This window comes from Roseomonas rosulenta (genome assembly GCF_016106005.1).
GTDB lineage: Bacteria > Pseudomonadota > Alphaproteobacteria > Acetobacterales > Acetobacteraceae > Neoroseomonas > Neoroseomonas rosulenta.
This window is the reverse complement of record NZ_JACADR010000082.1, coordinates 1-17090: the sequence shown is the minus strand read 5'-3', so window position 1 is coordinate 17090 and position 17090 is coordinate 1. Positions and strand designations below refer to the sequence as shown.

Here is a 17090-nt window from a genome sequence, read left to right as displayed (position 1 = left end):
CATGAGCCCGCTGCGCAGCGCCGCGGGCAGCCTTCGTGCCAGCCACGCCGCCGGCAGCGCGGCGGTCAGTGTCGGCGCATCGCCGCCGGCTGATCCGCCCCCGTCCTCCGGCGCCCCGGCCTGGGCCCGCCGCATGCGGCGCGGCCAGGCGCTCAGCCACGGCGTCACCACCCTCGGCCACGCCATCCGGTCCGGCGATGGCGGCGGCGCCGGCTCCTCCATCCGCCTCTCGGAGGATCGCTGATGTTCCGCCGCCCATCCGTCCGCTACGGCCGCACCCCCGAGCCTGAGACGCCCTACCAGCGCGCCGCCCAGGCCTGGGACGAGCGCATCGGCTCCGCCCGCGTCCAGGCGCGCAACTGGCGCCTCATGGCGCTCGGCGAACTCGCCCTGATCGCCGGCCTCGCCGCCGCCCTGGTCTGGCAGTCCGCCCGCGGGACCGTCGTGCCCTGGGTGGTTCAAGTCGACCGGCTCGGCGAGGCGCAGACGGTCGCCCCCGCCATCGCCAACTTCCGCCCGACCGACCCGCAGGTCGCCTGGCACCTGGCGCGCTTCGTCGAGCAGGTGCGCGGCATCGCCGCCGACCCGATCATCGTCCGGCAGAACTGGCTGCGCGCCTATGACTTCGCGACCGACCGTGGCGCGCTGGCGCTGAACGACTTCGCCCGCGCGATGGATCCCTTCGGCCGCGTCGGCCGCCAGCAGGTCGCGATAGAAGTCTCGAGCGTCATCCGCGCCTCCGACGACAGTTTTCGGGTCGCCTGGATCGAACGGACCTACGAGAACGGCCAGCTCGCGCGCACCGAGCGCTGGACAGCGATCCTGACCATCGTTGTCCAGCCGGCGCGCGACGCCGAACGCCTTCGGAAGAACCCCCTCGGCATCTTCGTCCACGCCATCAACTGGTCGCGGGAGCTCGGGCAATGAGGCACGCACACCACACCCTAGCGCTTGTCCTGCTCGGCCTCGGCGCCTGCGCCTTCCGCCCGCCCGAGATCAGCTACGACGACGAGCCGATCCAGGCGACGCAGATCCCCGAGCCGCCGCGCCCCGTCGAGATCGTCGAGGTGCCGACGCCGCTGCCACTGCCCGGCCAGCTCCAGCGCATCCCGCCCTCGCGCCGCACGCCGGAGCCGCCCGATCCCACGCTGCGCGTCAACCAGGCCAACGCCGCCGCGCGCGTGCAGCCGGTCCGCGCGGGCTTCATCAACGCGGTGCAGGTCTACCCCTTCACGCCCGGCGCGCTCTATCAGGTCTACACCGCGCCCGGCCAGGTCACCGCCATCATGCTGCAGGAGGGCGAGACGCTGGTCGGCAACGGCCCGGTCGCCGCTGGCGACACGGTGCGCTGGATCATCGGCGACACCGAGAGCGGCACCGGTCCCACGCGCCGCGTGCACATCATCGTCAAGCCGACGCGCCCCGACCTCACCACCAACCTTATCATCAACACCGACCGTCGCACCTACCTGCTGGAGCTGCGCTCGACCGAGCGCACCTACATGGCCTCGGTCTCCTGGCAGTATCCGCAGGACGCGCTGATCGCGCTGCGCCGGCAGAACGCCGCCGCACCCGTCGAGCAGGGGCTCGATCTCGCGCGGCTGCGCTTCCGCTACGAGATCGATGGCGATAGCCCGGCCTGGCGGCCGCTGCGCGCCTTCGACGACGGACGCCAGGTCTTCATCGAGTTCCCGCGCGGCATCGGCCAGGGCGAGATGCCGCCGCTCTTCGTCATCGGGCCGGAGGGCGAGGGGCAGCTCGTCAACTACCGCGTCCGGCAGAATTTTGTGATCGTCGACCGCCTCTTTGCCGCGGCCGAGCTGCGTCTCGGCGACCGGCAGCAGCGCGTGCGCATCGTGCGCACCGATGGCCGGGCGCGGTGAGCGGGTCGGCGCCGGAACGGGGCGCGAGCGAGCGTGACATCGCCGCGGCGCTGCGCCTGCGCCCCGATCCGCCGCGCGTGGTGCGGCTCTCCCGGCGGGTGCTGATCGGCCTCGGCGTCGCGGCAGGGCTCGGCATCGGTGCGGCGCTGATCGTCGCCCTCCAGGGCCGGAGCGGCGGCGAGGGGCCGCGCGAGCTCTACAGCACCGACCGGAACCCGCAGGCCGACGGCCTCGCCACCCTGCCGCGCGACTATGCCGGCATTCCGCAGCTCGGCCCGCCGCTGCCGGGCGATCTCGGGCGGCCCATCGTGCGGGCGCAGGAGCGTGGCCAGCCGGTTGTGCCGCCAGCTGTACCGGCTACTGCCGATCCGGCAGAGCAGAGGCGGCTACAGGAGATCGAGGCGGCGCGCACCAGCCGGCTCTTCGTGCAGGTCGAGGCGCGGGGCGAGCCGCGTGGTGCCGCGCCCGCCGGACCGCTGTCCGCGGATCCGGGCGCGATGCCGATCGGTCCCGACGCCACCGACCGGCGGCTCGCCTTCCTGGGTGGTCCGGCTGATCGCCGCACGACCTCTCCGGACCGCCTCCAGACACCGGCGAGCCCGTTCGTCATCCAGGCCGGCAGCGTCATCCCCGCGGCGCTGCTCACGGGCCTCCGCTCCGACCTGCCGGGGCAGATCACCGCCCAGGTCACGGCGAACGTCTTCGACAGCCCGACCGGGCGGCACCTGCTCGTCCCGCAGGGCGCGCGCCTGATCGGCGCCTACGACAGCCGCATCAGCTTCGGGCAGCGCCGCATCCTGCTGGTCTGGAACCGGCTCATCCTGCCCAATGGTCGCTCCATCGTGCTGGAACGCATGCCCGGCGCGGACGAGGCCGGCTACGCCGGGCTCGAGGACGGGGTGGACTACCACTGGGGGCGGCTCTTCCTCGCCGCGGGCCTCGCGACGCTGCTGAACCTCGGCCTGGAACTCGGCCGCGACGACGAAAGCGACATCGCCCGCGCCATCCGCGAAAGCGGCCAGGACACCGTCGGCCGTGCCGGCGAGGAGATCGTCCGCCGACAGCTGTCCGTCCCGCCGACGCTGACCGTGCGCCCTGGATTTCCGGTGCGCGTCATCGTCCACCGCGACCTCGTGCTCGAGCCGTATGGAGGCTGACCCATGCCGAAGCTGAAGCTCGGCCCGATCCTCGACGACCGTCCGGTGAAGCTCAGCGTGGAGCTGCCGGCGGATCTCCACCGCGACCTGGTCGCCTATGCGGAAGCGCTCTCGCGCGAGACGGGGCAGCAGGTTGAGCCCACGAAGCTCATTGCGCCGATGCTCGCGCGGTTCCTCGCGAGCGACCGGGGGTTCCGCTCGGCACGAAGGCCGGCGCCTAGGCCGCGCGGGCCGCAGCCTCAGGCACCGCGCGATCCGGCAGCATGACGCGCGCGAAGCAGCGACAGGAACCGACGTAGAACCGGGTTATCGCGCTTCGGGTCCCAGTACGCCGCAGCCTCCACCATCGTCGGACCGGTCTCATTGCCAACGGGCCGGAATACGACACCAGGGTAGGATGCACCGGAGGCGGACTCCGCGAGTACGGCAACGCCAAATCCAGCGCCGACAAGGTTGAACATCCCTTCCCGACTGACATCGTGCGTCGCGAACCTTGGGGAGCGCCCGCGAGGCAGCAGGTCTCGGACGGTCGCACGCACCTCCGGTCCGGATCCACGGGAGGTGACGATGAAGGTGTCGTTGGCTAGGTCCTGCCACTGGACCAAGGGGGCCTCGGCAAGGGGATGCTGCGCGGGTAAGGCCACCATGCCCGCCTCCTGCCAGAGTGTCAGCAGATCCAGGCCCACTTCGTCATGCGGCCCGAGGAGGATCGCCACGTCCGTTCGGCCGCGACGCAGGTCGCTGAGAAGCTGCTCGCGATCACCCTCGACCACGGACAGCTCGACACCGCAATGCCTCCCGACAAATCGTAGCAGCGCGTCGCGAAAGTGCCCGATCGAGGCCGAGAAGTAGGTCCCAACGACAAGCTGACCGACGAGGCCTGAGCCAGCGGCTCGCGCAGCGCCTGTGGCACCTTCGAGCTCGGCGAACATGCGCAGCGCAGCCCGCAGGAAACGGGCACCAGCAGCGGTCGTCCGGACCCCCGACGGCCGCCGCTCGAACAACGATACACCGAGCTCGTCCTCAAGCTCCCTGATCCTTCGGCTCACGACGGAGGGCGAGAGCTTCGCCGATCGTGCCGCCAGGCGGATGCTGCCGTAACGCTCGACATGGGTCGCGAGCTGGAGAGCCCGGAGATTGATCGATCCGTCGAGATGCCCACGCGTCGGGGCGGAACCACGCTTCCTTTCCATCGCAGCCAGCCGGAACCTCCGGCCGACCCCGATCCCGGTCGCGCACAGGCCTTGGAGCGCGCCGATGGCGCGCAGGACCGGCCCTCACTGCAATCAATGCGAGCAGCGTGCCTGAGCCAACAGGTTCGGTGCAATCACATTTCGGGAAGCGCTTGCGCCGCGCATGGCGCCTATCCAAGTCGGGAGGAATAGCCCGAGCCGCCGGCTCGACGGTAACATCTCGTTGGTGCGGGCGGTCGGGTTCGAACCGACACTCTGGACTCCAGAAGCGGATTTTAAATCCGCTGCGTCTGCCAATTCCGCCACGCCCGCGATACTGCCGTCGCCCGCTTCCGCGCGCCTCGCACCTGCGCTGCACCTGGACCCGTTCCGACATCCCCAGAGGCAAATTCTCTCTGCGCCGCAAGCTACTGCGAACACTGAGAATCTTCAATTCAGCGCTACTTCCCCCGAGGGGTAAACAAAACGCTTTTTAAGTCCGCTGCGTCTGCCAATTCCGCCACGCCCGCCCGCGGGCTCGCAAACCTGGTCAGCCGGCGCCGGTGCGAGCGGCCTGCACGCTATGGCCGGACGTCGCGATTTTCAATTCGGCAGCACGGCATGGCGCACCGGCATCGCACGCGTGAAGGGTTTCGTAGCCGACGCCGTGGCAGGGTGCCAAGGCTCTGCCCCATCGCGATCACGCCGCGGCAGCCCCGCGGACCTCGCGACCCGGCTCAGGAGGCATCTCCGTGCAGAACACCGCTTCAAGCGCTTCGGCCGCCGCCGCGTTTCCATCCACCCTTGCCGTAAGCGGGCTGCCGGGATGGCTGTCGGTAGGCGACGCCATCGTGCATCCGGCCCACGGCGTGGGCGAGTTCGCCGGCGTCGATGCCGATGAATTCGACGGCACGCGCCTCGAATTCCTGCGCCTGTTCTTCGCCGAGCGCCGACTGACGCTGCGCGTGCCGCTGGCCAAGGCGCAGCGCAATGGCCTGCGCCGCCCGATGGCGCCCGAGACCCTCGCGCGCGTCATGGAGGTGCTGGGCGCCGCGCCGCGCAGCACGCGCACCATCTGGGCGCGCCGCGCCGTGGAACTTGCCGCCAAGGTCAATTCCGGCGACCCGCTCATCGTCGCCGAAGTGCTGCGCGACCTCGGCCGCAATGCCGGCCGGCCCGACCAGCCGACGGGCGAGCGCGTGCTGTTCGAGCAAGCACTGGATCGCCTGGCGGGCGAGATCGCCGCGCTGGAGCGGATCCCCCGGGGGGAGGCCGCGGCACGCATCCTCGACCGATTGCAGCAGCGCCGCGCGGCATCGTAGACCTCCCGACGGGGGCGCGCATCGACGCAGCGCCCCGGCGGATGCGGGAAGCCCGATGCCCCTGGACCCTGGCGCTCAGCGCGTGCTCGACCTGATCCGCTCCTTCGGCCGGCCGCCGCTGCATGAACTCACCCCCGCAGAGGCGCGTGCCGGCAATGTCGCCGCACGCCCGCTGCTGCAGCCCGACCCGCCCGACGTGGCGATGGTGGCGGAGCTCGCCTGCCCCGGACCGGCCGGCCCGGTGCGGCTGCGCCACTATCGCGGCCGCGGCACGGCGGATGGCGCGGTGCTGCCCTGCCTGCTCTACCTGCATGGCGGCGGCTGGGTGATCGGCGATCTCGACAGTCACGACCAGATCTGCCGCAGCCTCGCCAACCATCTCGGCGCCGCGGTGATCGCGGTGGATTATCGCCTGGCACCCGAGGCACGCTTCCCCGCCGCCGTAGAGGATGCCGTGGCGGCGCTGCAGTTCGTCGCGAGCGAAGCCGCGCGGCTCGCGATCGACCCGGCCCGCATCGCGGTGGGCGGCGACAGCGCCGGGGGCAACCTCGCCGCGGTTCTGGCGCTGATGGGGCGCGACGGGACGGTGCCGGCGCCGGGCTTCCAGATGCTGCTCTATCCGGCCACCGACATGGTCGGGAACACGCCTTCCACGCAACGCTTCACGGAGGGGTATCCGCTGACGGCCGCGGGGATGCGCTGGTTCATCGACCACTACGCGCCGGACCGCGCGCAGCGGATGGACTGGCGCGCCTCGCCGCTGCGCGCCGCGAGCCTGGCCGGCACGCCGCCCGCCTTCGTGATGACCTGCGGCCACGACCCGCTGCTGGACGAGGGCATCGCCTATGCCCGTCGGCTGGACGAGGAGGGCGTGGCTGTGACGCACCTTCACGTGGCGGACCAGATGCACGCCTATCTCGGCATGGGTCGGCTGGTGCCTGCGGCGGACCTGACGCTGCGCCAGGCGGCGGCGGCGCTGCGGCTGCACTGGCGCCTCGACTGAGCCTCAGCCCGGCGGGGCCACCGAGAGGCCCTGTACGCCATGCTTCGCGATCAGGCTGGCCACGAGGCCGGTGGCCTTCGCCTCCTCGACGAAGTCGCGCAGGAAGTCCGCGGCCGCGGCATTGGCGCGCGGCGTCCCGATCGCCTGCTGCACCGACATGAAGCGCCCCTCCAGGATGCGCGACCCCGGCAGCGCGGCGGCATCGGCGATGAGCCGCGGCCGCAGTCCGGCGAGCGCCTCGAGCCCCTGCGAGGTGAAGAGGTCGAATGCGCCGTCGATGCTTTCGGCGCGCAGCAGCGTGGCGTTGCGGATGTTGCGGTCGAGCCAGAGGTCATAGGCGGCCCGCGCGGTGCTCGCGATGCGGATGCCGGCGCGATCGACATCGGCCAGCGTCGCGATCGAGGAGCCCGCGGGCACCAGGTACGTCGCCTCGATCTCGGCATAGGCGGTGGTGAAGGCGATGGTCTCGGCGCGCTGCGGCTCGGCGCCGATCAGGCCGATGTCCCAGGCATCCGTGCCCGCGGCATCGGCCAGCGTGCCGGGCCGCGGATAGGGCACGAAGCGCACCGGCACGCCGAGCCGCGCGGCCACGGCGCGGGCCATGTCGGGCGCCACGCCCTCGGGGCTGCCGTGCTCGTCCCGCCCGGTGACCAGCAGGAAGTTGCCGAGGTTGATGCCGGCACGAAGCACGCCGTGCGGCGCAAGCTGGGCGATGATTTCGGGTGTCATGGAGGTTTCCGCTGCCTTTGCCCCAGTAGACGTCGGGCGCGGCAGCGCGGCAAGCGCCGGCGGATGATGCATCGCGGGCCCGCGGCTGGGAAACACCGATGCGCCGGCGACCGCGGGCGCGCAACCCGCATCGTCCGCCGCCGCGACGCGTTGCCCGAGGGCGGGCGTCGCGGAAGTGGTGGCGGGACCGGCCAGGGGTCTCAACGGCGCGCGCCACGCGTCATGCTGCATCTGCTTTGGACCACCCGGCGCGTCTGCTAGGCTGCGATGCATCCCGTTGCCCTGCCCGGAGAGCGTCCCCTGACCACGCCACACGCCAGTGTTGCCGCCGAGTCCCCCTCCGTGGCGCTGCGGGACCTCATCCTGCGCAAGCTCACCTACACGCTCGGCAAGCCGCCATCCGAGGCGCGTGATCGCGACTGGTTCATGGCGACTGCGCTGGCGGTACGAGACCAGGTGGTGGAGCGCTTCCTCCTCCAGATGCAGGGCAGCCGCGGCAAGGAAGGCAAGCATGTCTATTACCTGTCGCTGGAGTTCCTGATCGGGCGGCTGCTCCGGGAGAATGTCGGCAATCTCGGCCTGGCGGGCGAACTGCGCACGGCGCTGGCCGAGCTCGGCGTGACCCTCGACCAGGCGCGGCTGGCGGAGCCCGATGCGGCGCTCGGCAATGGCGGACTCGGGCGGCTCGCGGCCTGCTTCCTCGAGAGCATGTCGAGCCTGTCGATCCCCGCCTTCGGCTACGGCATCCGCTACGACCACGGGCTGTTCCGCCAGATCCTGCGCGACGGCTGGCAGCAGGAATTCCCCGAGGACTGGCTCTCCTTCGGCAACCCCTGGGAGTTCGCGCGCCCTGAGATCCGCCACCGCATCGGCTTCGGCGGCGAGGTGACTGCCGAGGCCCTGCCCGACGGCAACGAACGCCTGCGCTGGAGCCCCGGCGAATGGGTGGATGCGGTCGCCTATGACACGCCGGTGGTGGGCTGGCGCGGGCGGCATGTGAACCTGCTGCGGCTGTGGCGCGCCCGCGCGCCGGACCCGCTGCGCCTCGATGCCTTCAACCGCGGCGACCACCTGGGTGCGCTGGCGGAGCAGGTGCGCGCGGAATCGATCTCGAAGGTGCTCTATCCCTCCGATGACAGCCCGGCGGGGCAGGAACTGCGCCTCAGGCAGGAATACTTCTTCACCTCGGCCGCGCTGCAGGATCTGTTGCGGCGCCAGATCCGCCAGGCCGGCAGCGTGGCCACGCTGGCCGAGCGCGTCGCCATCCAGCTGAACGACACACATCCCGCCATCGCGGTGGCGGAGTTGATGCGCCTGCTCGTCGACGAGCACGACGTGGCGTGGGAGGAAGCCTGGGCGATCACCCGCGGCGCGATCTCCTACACGAACCACACCCTGCTGCCGGAGGCACTGGAATCCTGGCCGGTGCCGCTGATGGAACGCCTGCTGCCGCGGCACATGCAGATCATCTACCGCATCAATGCCGAGCACCTGGACGCGGTGCGCGCGGCGCATCCGGGCGATGACAGGCTGCTCGCCTCCGTCTCGCTCATCGGCGAGGATCACGGGCGGCGCGTGCGCATGGGCAACCTGGCCTTCGTGGGGTCGCACCACGTCAACGGCGTCTCGGCGCTGCACACCGACCTCATGCGCCAGACGGTGTTCCGCGATTTCAACGCGCTGTTCCCGGGGCGCATCGTCAACAAGACCAACGGCATCTCCTTCCGGCGCTGGCTGATGCAGTGCAACCCGGGCCTGACCGAACTCCTGGTAGAAGCGCTCGGCCCGCGCGTCCTCGATGCGCCGGACCTGCTGGTGCAGCTGCGCGACCTGGCCGGTGATGCCGCCTTCCAGGGCCGCTTCGCTGCAGTGAAGCGCGCCAACAAGGAGGCGCTGGCGACGCTGCTGCGCGAACAGGCCGGCGTGCGCGTCGATCCCGCCGCGCTGTTCGACGTGCAGATCAAGCGCATCCACGAATACAAGCGGCAATTGCTGAACGTGCTGCACACCGTCGCGCTGTACGAGGCGATGCGCGCCCAGCCGATGCGCGACTGGACGCCGGTGGTGAAGGTCTTCGCCGGCAAGGCCGCGCCTGGCTACCACCGCGCCAAGCTGATCATCAAGCTGGCCTGCGACGTGGCGCGCGTGGTGAACCGCGACCCGTCCGTGCGCGGGCTTCTGAAGGTGGCCTTCCTGCCGAACTACAACGTCTCCGCCGCCGAGGTGATCGTCCCCGCCGCCGACCTGTCGGAGCAGATCTCGACCGCAGGCATGGAGGCCTCGGGCACCGGCAACATGAAGCTGGCGCTGAACGGGGCGCTGACCATCGGCACGCTGGACGGCGCGACGGTCGAGATGGCCGAGCACATCGGCGCGGAGCACATGTTCCTGTTCGGCCTCTCGGCCGAGGAGGTGACCGAGCGCCGCAATGCCGGCTGGCGCGGGACACAGGCCGAGGCGTCGTCGGACACGCTGGCCGAGGTGCTGGACGCAATCGGCGGCGGCGTCTTCTCCCCCGACGACCACGGCCGCTATGCCGAGCTGGTGGCGTCCCTGCGCGCCGAGGACTGGTTCATGGTCGCGGCCGATTTCGATGCCTATTGCGCCGCGCAGCAGCGCGCGGCGGCGATGTACCGCGACCAGCCCGCCTGGCGCCGCACCGCCGTGCTGAACACGGCGGGGATGGGATGGTTCTCCTCCGATCGGTCGATCGCCGAATACGCCAGCGGGATCTGGGGCGTGCCGGTGGCGACATGACCGGATGGCGGGCGGCAGCCGACGCGGTCGCCGATCTCCTCGCCGCCCGTCATGCCGATCCCTTCGCGCTGCTCGGCCCACATGCGGCGTCGGGTGGCGTGGTGCTGCGCGCCTTCCTGCCGGGGGCGGAGACGCTGACGGCGCTGGTGCCCGCGCCGCTGCCGCTGGAGCGGCGCGACGACGCCGGGTTCTTCGAGGGCTTCATCGCCGGCGCGGCCTTTCCCCTCGCCTATACGTTTCGCGCCACGCGTGGCGCCGATACCTGGGAATCCCACGACCCCTACGCCTTCGGCCCCACGCTCGGCCCGCTCGACGACCACCTGCTGGTCGAAGGCACCCATGCACGGCTGTTCGACCGCCTCGGCGCGCATCCCTGCATGCATGAGGGTGTGGCGGGTGTTCGTTTCGCCGTCTGGGCGCCGGAGGCACGGCGCGTCTCGGTGGTGGGTGACTTCAATGCCTGGGACGGGCGGCGCCACCCCATGCGCAAGCGCGTGGATTCCGGCCTATGGGAGATCTTCCTGCCTGGCGTGACGGAAGGCGCGCGCTACAAATACGAGATCCTCGGGCGCGACGGCGCGCTGTGCCCGCTTAAGGCCGATCCCGTGGGCTTCGCGGCGGAGCTGCGCCCGGCCAGCGCCTCCGTCGTCGCGCGCACCGACCGCTTTGCATGGACCGATGCCGCCTGGATGGCCGCGCGCGCGCAGCGCGATGCGCGGCGCGAACCGATGGCCATCTACGAAGTGCATGCCGGGTCCTGGCGCCGCCATCCGGACGGGCGCTTCTACACCTGGGACGAGCTCGCGGAATCGCTGATCCCCTATGTGGCGGATCTCGGCTTCACCCACATCGAGTTCATGCCGGTCAGCGAGCATCCGCTCGACGCCTCCTGGGGCTACCAGCCGCTCGGGCTCTATGCGGTCACTGCGCGGCATGGGCCGCTGGAGGGCCTGGCGCGCCTCATCGACCGCGCGCATGCCGCGGGCATCGGCGTGCTGCTGGACTGGGTGCCGGCGCATTTCCCGGTCGACGCGCAGGGGCTCAGGAACTTCGATGGCGGGCCGCTGTATGAGCACCCTGATCCGCGGCGCGGCTTCCTGCCGGGATGGGGTACCGCAGTCTTCGATTTTGGGCGGCGCGAGGTCGCGGCCTTCCTCGCGGCCAATGCGCTGTTCTGGCTCGGCCGCTACCACGCGGACGGGCTGCGCGTGGATGCGGTCTCCTCGATGCTGTACCTCGACTACGACCGGCCGCCCGATGGCTGGGCACCGAACGAGGATGGCAGCAACGTCAACCGCGACGCGGTCGCCTTCCTGCAGCAGGCGAATGCGCTGGTCGCGAAGGAGGCACCCGGCGCCATCACCGCCGCGGAGGAAGCCTCCGCCTGGGGCGGCGTGACGGCGCCGGCTTCGACGCCAGGCGGGCTCGGCTTCCGCTTCAAGTGGAACATGGGCTGGATGAACGACACGCTGCGCTACGTGGCGAAGGACCCGGCGCATCGCCGTCACCACCACGACCTGGTCACCTTCGGCCTGATGTACGCGTGGAACGAGGCCTTCATCCTGCCGCTCAGCCATGACGAGGTCGTGCACGGCAAGGGCACGCTGCTCGGCCGCCTGCCGGGCGACGACTGGCAGCGCTTCGCGACGCTGCGCTGCTACTACGCGTTCATGTGGGGCCATCCGGGCAAGAAGCTGCTGTTCATGGGGCAGGAGTTCGCGCCCTGGCGCGAATGGTCGGAAGTGCGCGAATGCGACTGGTGGCTGCTGCAATATGCGCCGCATCGTGGCGTGCAGGACCTGGTGCGGCGGCTGAACGCGCTGCATGGCGGGCGTCCCGCGCTGCACGCACGGGACTGCGAACCCGAAGGCTTCCGCTGGATCGACGCCGACGACGCGGCGCATTCCATCTTCTCCTGGCTGCGCTTCGATGGCGCGGGCGGCAGGCCGGTCGCGGTGATCTGCAACTTCACGCCGATGCCGCGGCCAGGCTGGCGGATCGGGCTGCCGGCAGCGGGCGCGTGGCGCGTGCTGCTTAACACCGACGCGACGGAGCTTGGCGGCAGCGGCGCGGGGCCGATGGAGCAGGTGGTGGCGACCGGGGACCCGTGCCACGGATTGCCCGCCTCGGCGCTCGTCGACCTGCCGCCGCTCGGCGCGCTGTACCTCGAACCGGTTTCCTGGAACGCCCCGGACAGGGCATGATGCCGGGCAGCACAGGCGCGACCAGGGAGAGACCATGCCGGAAGACCGCCCCCCGATCGGCCCGCCCTATGCGCGCCAGGCGCTCGCCTATGTGCTCGCCGGCGGGCGTGGCTCGCGCCTGCAGGAACTGACCGACCGCCGTGCCAAGCCCGCGGTGTTCTTCGGCGGCAAGTCGCGCATCATCGACTTCTCGCTCTCCAATGCGCTGAACTCGGGCATCCGCCGCATCGCGGTCGCCACGCAATACAAGGCGCACAGCCTGATCCGGCACCTCCAGCGCGGCTGGAATTTCCTGCGCCCGGAACGCAACGAGACCTTCGACATCCTCCCCGCCAGCCAGCGCGTGGATGAACGCTCCTGGTACCTCGGTACGGCGGATGCGGTGTTCCAGAACCTCGACATCATCGAGGACTACGCGCCGCGCTTCATGGTGATCCTGGCGGGCGACCATATCTACAAGATGGACTACGAGGTGATGCTGACGCAGCACGTCGCGACCGGCGCCGACGTGACGGTGGGCTGCTTCGTGCTGCCGCGCACCGAGGCGACCGGCTTCGGCGTGATGCATGTGGACGAGGCCGACCGCATCACCGATTTCGTGGAGAAGCCAGCCGATCCGCCGGGCATCCCGGGCGAGCCGGACAAGGCGCTCGCCTCCATGGGGATCTATGTCTTCGACACGCGCTTCCTGTCGGAACAGCTGCATCGCGACCATGCCGACCCGCATTCGAGCCACGACTTCGGCAAGGACCTGATCCCCCATATCGTGAAGCACGGCCGCGCCTATGCGCACCGGTTCGAGAAATCCTGCGTGCGATCCGGCGCCGAGGCGTCGCTCTACTGGCGCGATGTCGGCACCGTCGATGCCTATTGGCAGGCCAATGTCGACCTCACCGAGATTGTCCCGGATCTCGACCTCTACGACCGCGCCTGGCCGATCTGGACGCATGCCGAGGTCACGCCGCCGGCGAAGTTCGTTCACGACATCGACGGGCGGCGGGGCGAGGCGATCTCCTCCCTCGTCTCGGGTGGCTGCATCGTCTCGGGCGGACTGGTGCGGCATTCCCTGCTCTCGACCGGCACGCATGTGCATTCCTATGCCGCGCTGGACGGCGCGGTGGTGCTGCCGCATGTCGATATCGGGCGCGGCGCGCGGCTGACGAAGGTGGTGGTGGATCGCGGCGTGCGCATCCCACCCGGCCTCGTGGTCGGCGAGGACCCCGAAGCGGACGCGGCGCGCTTCCGCCGCACCGAGGCCGGCGTGTGCCTCATCACGCAGTCCATGATCGACCGGCTGGACTGAGGCGTGGTCAAGGTTCTCGCCGTCGCGTCGGAGGCCTATCCGCTCATCAAGACAGGCGGGCTCGCCGATGCGGTGGGCGCGCTGCCGGGCGCGCTGGCCACGCAGGGCGTGCAGGTCACCACGCTGGTGCCGGGATATCGCGCGGTGCGCGCAGCGCTCGTTCGCAGCCGTTCCGTGCTCGACCTGCCGGACCTGTTCGGCGGGCCGGCGCGCATCCTGGACTCGCGCAGCGTGCCTGGCGTGATGGCGCTGGACGCGCCGCACCTGTTCGACCGGCCGGGCGGCCCCTATGTCGCGCCGGGCGGCGGCGAATGGGGCGACAACGCGATCCGCTTCGCCGCACTGGGGCGCGCCGCGGCGGCGCTGGCGCAGGCGATGCGTGCCGACGTCCTGCACGCCCATGACTGGCAGGCGGGGCTTGCGCCGGCCTATCTGCGCTTCGCGCCGCGACGCATCCCGTGCCTGTTTACCATCCACAACCTGGCCTATCAGGGGAAGTTCCCGGCCGCGCTGTTCCCCGCGCTCGGCCTGCCGGATGCCGCCTTCGCGCGGGAGGGCCTGGAATACTACGGCGCGATCGGATTCCTGAAAGCGGGGCTCTGGTTCGCCGACGCGATCAACACCGTCTCGCCGAGCTATGCCGAGGAGATCCTGACGCCCGAGGGCGGCATGGGCCTCGATGGCCTGTTGCGCGGGCGCGCGGGCGACCTTCACGGCATTCTCAACGGGCTCGATGTCGCGGACTGGGACCCGGCTGCCGATGCGGCGCTGGCGGCCAATTTCTCCGCAGGCGACGCGGCGCCGCGCGCGGCGAACAAGGCGGCCTTGCAGGCGCGCTTCGGCCTCACCGCCGACCCGGGCGCGCCGCTGGTCGCCTTCATCGGGCGGCTGGCCTGGCAGAAGGGCGCGGACCTGCTGCTCGAGGCCGCGCCGGCGCTGATGCAGGCGGGCGCGCAACTGGCGCTGCTCGGCTCGGGCGAGGCGGCGCTCGAAGGGGCCTGCCGCGGCTTCGCCGCCGCGCATGCCGGGCGCGCAGGGACCTTCATCGGCTTCGACGAGGGTCTTGCGCGGCTGGTCTATGGAGGCGCGGACATGCTGGTGGTGCCCTCCCGCTTCGAACCCTGCGGCCTCGCGCAGCTGGCCGCCCTGCGCTACGGGGCGGTGCCGGTGGTCGCGCGCACGGGCGGGCTCGGCGACACCGTGATCGATGCGAGCCCGATGGCTCTGGCGGCCGGCTGCGCCACCGGCGTACAGGTCGCGCCCGGACGGGCGGATGCACTGGCGGCGGGGATGCGACGCGCCCTCGCGCTGTTCCGCGATGCGCCCACATGGCGCGCCATCCAGGCGAACGGCATGGCGACCGATGTCTCCTGGGGGCCCTCGGCGGCGCGCTACGCGGCGCTGCTGAAGGGGCTCGCGGCGCGGCATGGATGACGGTGCGGCGGAGCCGCTCGGCGTCCATCTGACGGAGCGCGGTACGACCATCGCCATCCCGGCGCCAGGCGCCGAGGCGGTGGATTTCTGCCTGTTCGATGCGGCTGACACGGAAGTGGCGCGCTGGCGCCTGCCCGGGCGCACCGGCGATGTCTTCCACGGCCTGCTGCCGCGCCTTGCCGAAGGCGCGCGCTACGGCCTGCGCGCGCACGGACCCTTCGCGCCGGACGCCGGCCTGCGCTTCGATCCGGCGAAGCTGCTGATCGACCCCTGGACGCGCGCGATCGACCGCCCCTTCGCGACGCATCCCGCGCTGTTCACGCACGGCGCGGACAGTGCCGCGGCGATGCCCAAGGCGGTGCTGACCGCGCCGCTGCCGGCCGCGCCGCCGCCACCCGTCTGCACCGGTGCGCGCGTGATCTACGAACTGCATGTGCGCGGCTTCACGCGCACCCATCCCTCCATCCCCGAGGCGATCCGAGGCACCTTTGCAGCCCTCGCGCATCCCGCGGCAGTCGCGCATCTGCACCGGCTGGGTGTCACACATGTCGAACTCATGCCCGCCGCTGCCTGGGCCGATGAGCGGCAGCTCGCGCCGCTCGGCCTGACGAACTACTGGGGCTACAATCCGGTCGGCTGGCTGGCTCCCGATCCGCGCCTCGCGCCCGGCGGCATGGCGGAGGTGCGTGCCGCCGTCGCCGCCCTGGCCGAGGCCGGCATCGGCGTGATCCTGGACGTCGTGCTGAACCATTCGGGGGAAGGCGACGAGCACGGCCCCACGCTCTCGCTGCGCGGGCTGGGCGATGCGGCGTGGTATCGCACCGATGCGCTCGGACGCTACGTGAACGATACCGGCTGCGGCCACGCGCTGGCGCTCGACCGGCCCTGGCCGCTGCGCCTTGCGATGGATGCGATGCGCCACTGGGTCGGGCAGGCCGGGCTGGCCGGGCTGCGGCTCGACCTCGCGACCACGCTGGGGCGCCGCGGCACGGGCTTCGATCCCGACGCGCCGCTGCTGCAGGCGATGCGGCAAGACCCGCTGCTGCGCGATCGCTGGATCATCGCCGAACCCTGGGATGTCGGGCATCACGGCCATCGCCTCGGCGCCTTCCCGCCAGGCTGGGGCGAATGGAACGACCGCTTCCGCGACGGCGTGCGCCGCTACTGGCGCGGCGACGCCGGCAGCCTGGGCGAGGCCGCGACGCGCATCGCCGGCTCGCGCGACGTGTTCGGCACGCGCCCCGCCACCGACAGCATCAACTTCGTCACCGCACATGACGGCTTCACCCTGGCCGACCTGGTGAGCCACGCGCAGAAGCACAACGCCGCGAATGGCGAGGAGAACCGCGACGGTGCCGGCGAGAACCTGTCGTGGACCAATGGCATCGAGGGCGCGACATCCGATCCGGCAATCGTCGCGTGCCGCAAGGCCGATACGCGCGCGCTGCTGGCGACGCTGCTCGGCGCGCGCGGCACGCCGATGCTCTCCATGGGCGACGAGGCGGGGCGCAGCCAGGGCGGCAACAACAACGCCTGGTGCCAGGACAATGCGACATCCTGGTTCGACTGGGACGGCGCGGACCAGGAGCTGATAGACTTCACCGCGCGCCTTGTCGCGGCGCGGCGCGCCCATCCTGCGCTCGGCGGGACAATGCCGCTCACCGGCGCCAGCGATGGCGCGGGCGAGCCCGATATCCGCTGGCTGCGGCTCGACGGCGAACCGATGACCGAGCCTTACTGGACCAGCCCGGCGGCACGCAGCGTGGCGATTCTGCTGCACGCCGCCGGCGAGAAGGCACTGGTGGTGCTGCACGGCGGCGATGGCGCGGCAACGCTGCGCCTGCCAGGGGGCGCCTGGCGCCTGGTCGCCGACAGCGGCGATCCGTCGCGTACCGGCCTTGTTGGCCCGTCGGTGGCGCTGGCGCCAAGGTCCGTCGCGTGGTTCGTCGCGGCGCCGTCGCGGCCGCGCCCGCCCGAGGCGGCCGATCCGTCGCTGCTCGCCGCGCTCGCGGCGGCTGCGGGCATCTCGACCGCATGGCACGACATCGCAGGCACGCACCACGCGGTGCCGGAAGGCACGCTGCGCGCCGTGCTGGCCGCCCTCGGCCTGCCCGCCGAGACCGCCG

The 17090-nt window shown here is 71.4% G+C and carries 13 protein-coding genes, 1 tRNA gene and 1 pseudogene; 12 read left to right on the top strand and 3 right to left on the bottom strand.

What is annotated here, in order from left to right; genetic code table 11:
- From HW578_RS12130 to HW578_RS12110, 5 genes and pseudogenes are all read left to right on the top strand, one after another.
- Nucleotides 1-244 (top strand): annotated as a pseudogene (locus tag HW578_RS12130) (P-type conjugative transfer protein TrbL); the annotation flags it as partial.
- The gene (gene trbF, locus HW578_RS12125) at nucleotides 244-927 is read left to right on the top strand and encodes a conjugal transfer protein TrbF (protein ID WP_198370816.1); all 684 of its coding nucleotides are present in this window, start codon (nucleotides 244-246) and stop codon (nucleotides 925-927) included. The pseudogene HW578_RS12130 and the gene trbF, both read left to right, overlap by 1 nt.
- Nucleotides 924-1883, top strand: a complete 960-nt coding sequence (gene trbG, locus HW578_RS12120; RefSeq protein ID WP_198370815.1) for a P-type conjugative transfer protein TrbG — start codon at nucleotides 924-926, stop codon at nucleotides 1881-1883. Before trbF ends, trbG begins: the two co-directional genes overlap by 4 nt.
- Nucleotides 1880-3040: a TrbI/VirB10 family protein gene (locus HW578_RS12115; RefSeq protein WP_198370814.1), complete on the top strand. Its 1161-nt coding sequence runs from the start codon at nucleotides 1880-1882 to the stop codon at nucleotides 3038-3040. The genes trbG and HW578_RS12115 overlap by 4 nt, the downstream gene beginning before the upstream one ends.
- 3 nt (nucleotides 3041-3043) lie before the next feature.
- A complete protein-coding gene (locus HW578_RS12110) occupies nucleotides 3044-3307 on the top strand; it encodes a DUF2274 domain-containing protein (RefSeq protein WP_198370813.1) in 264 nt (87 codons plus the stop codon).
- Here the strand turns inward: HW578_RS12110 and HW578_RS12105 are convergent.
- On the bottom strand, nucleotides 3280-4233 hold the full coding sequence (locus HW578_RS12105; protein WP_198370812.1) for a LysR family transcriptional regulator: 954 nt from the start codon (nucleotides 4231-4233) through the stop codon (nucleotides 3280-3282). The genes HW578_RS12110 and HW578_RS12105 overlap by 28 nt on opposite strands.
- Before the next feature lie 224 nt (nucleotides 4234-4457).
- Nucleotides 4458-4545, bottom strand: a tRNA-Leu gene (locus HW578_RS12100).
- 419 nt (nucleotides 4546-4964) lie between these two features.
- Here HW578_RS12100 and HW578_RS12095 point away from each other — a divergent pair.
- Complete coding sequence (locus HW578_RS12095; RefSeq protein WP_198370811.1) at nucleotides 4965-5534, top strand: CarD family transcriptional regulator; 570 nt, start codon at nucleotides 4965-4967, stop codon at nucleotides 5532-5534.
- Between the two features lie 55 nt (nucleotides 5535-5589).
- Entirely contained in the window at nucleotides 5590-6537 is a 948-nt protein-coding gene (locus HW578_RS12090) for an alpha/beta hydrolase (RefSeq protein WP_198370810.1), read from the top strand.
- Between the two features lie 3 nt (nucleotides 6538-6540).
- Here HW578_RS12090 and HW578_RS12085 read toward each other — a convergent pair whose 3' ends face one another.
- Nucleotides 6541-7266, bottom strand: coding sequence for an ABC transporter substrate-binding protein (locus HW578_RS12085; RefSeq protein ID WP_198370809.1), 726 nt, complete (start codon nucleotides 7264-7266; stop codon nucleotides 6541-6543).
- 342 nt (nucleotides 7267-7608) lie between these two features.
- Here HW578_RS12085 and HW578_RS12080 point away from each other — a divergent pair, with 342 nt between their 5' ends.
- The 5 genes from HW578_RS12080 to glgX all read left to right on the top strand — a co-directional run.
- Nucleotides 7609-10023 carry a glycogen/starch/alpha-glucan phosphorylase gene (locus HW578_RS12080; RefSeq protein ID WP_369407880.1) on the top strand — a complete coding sequence of 805 codons (2415 nt, stop codon included), beginning with the start codon at nucleotides 7609-7611 and terminating at the stop codon, nucleotides 10021-10023.
- Nucleotides 10020-12227, top strand: a complete 2208-nt coding sequence (glgB, locus tag HW578_RS12075) for a 1,4-alpha-glucan branching protein GlgB (protein WP_198370807.1) — start codon at nucleotides 10020-10022, stop codon at nucleotides 12225-12227. Before HW578_RS12080 ends, glgB begins: the two co-directional genes overlap by 4 nt.
- 34 nt (nucleotides 12228-12261) lie before the next feature.
- Nucleotides 12262-13530 carry a glucose-1-phosphate adenylyltransferase gene (glgC, locus tag HW578_RS12070; RefSeq protein WP_198370806.1) on the top strand — a complete coding sequence of 423 codons (1269 nt, stop codon included), beginning with the start codon at nucleotides 12262-12264 and terminating at the stop codon, nucleotides 13528-13530.
- A gap of 3 nt (nucleotides 13531-13533) precedes the next feature.
- Nucleotides 13534-14964, top strand: a complete 1431-nt coding sequence (gene glgA / locus HW578_RS12065; RefSeq protein WP_198370805.1) for a glycogen synthase GlgA — start codon at nucleotides 13534-13536, stop codon at nucleotides 14962-14964.
- The coding region (gene glgX / locus HW578_RS12060; RefSeq protein WP_198370804.1) for a glycogen debranching protein GlgX at nucleotides 14957-17090 on the top strand (2134 nt) is incomplete at its 3' end. The genes glgA and glgX, both read left to right, overlap by 8 nt.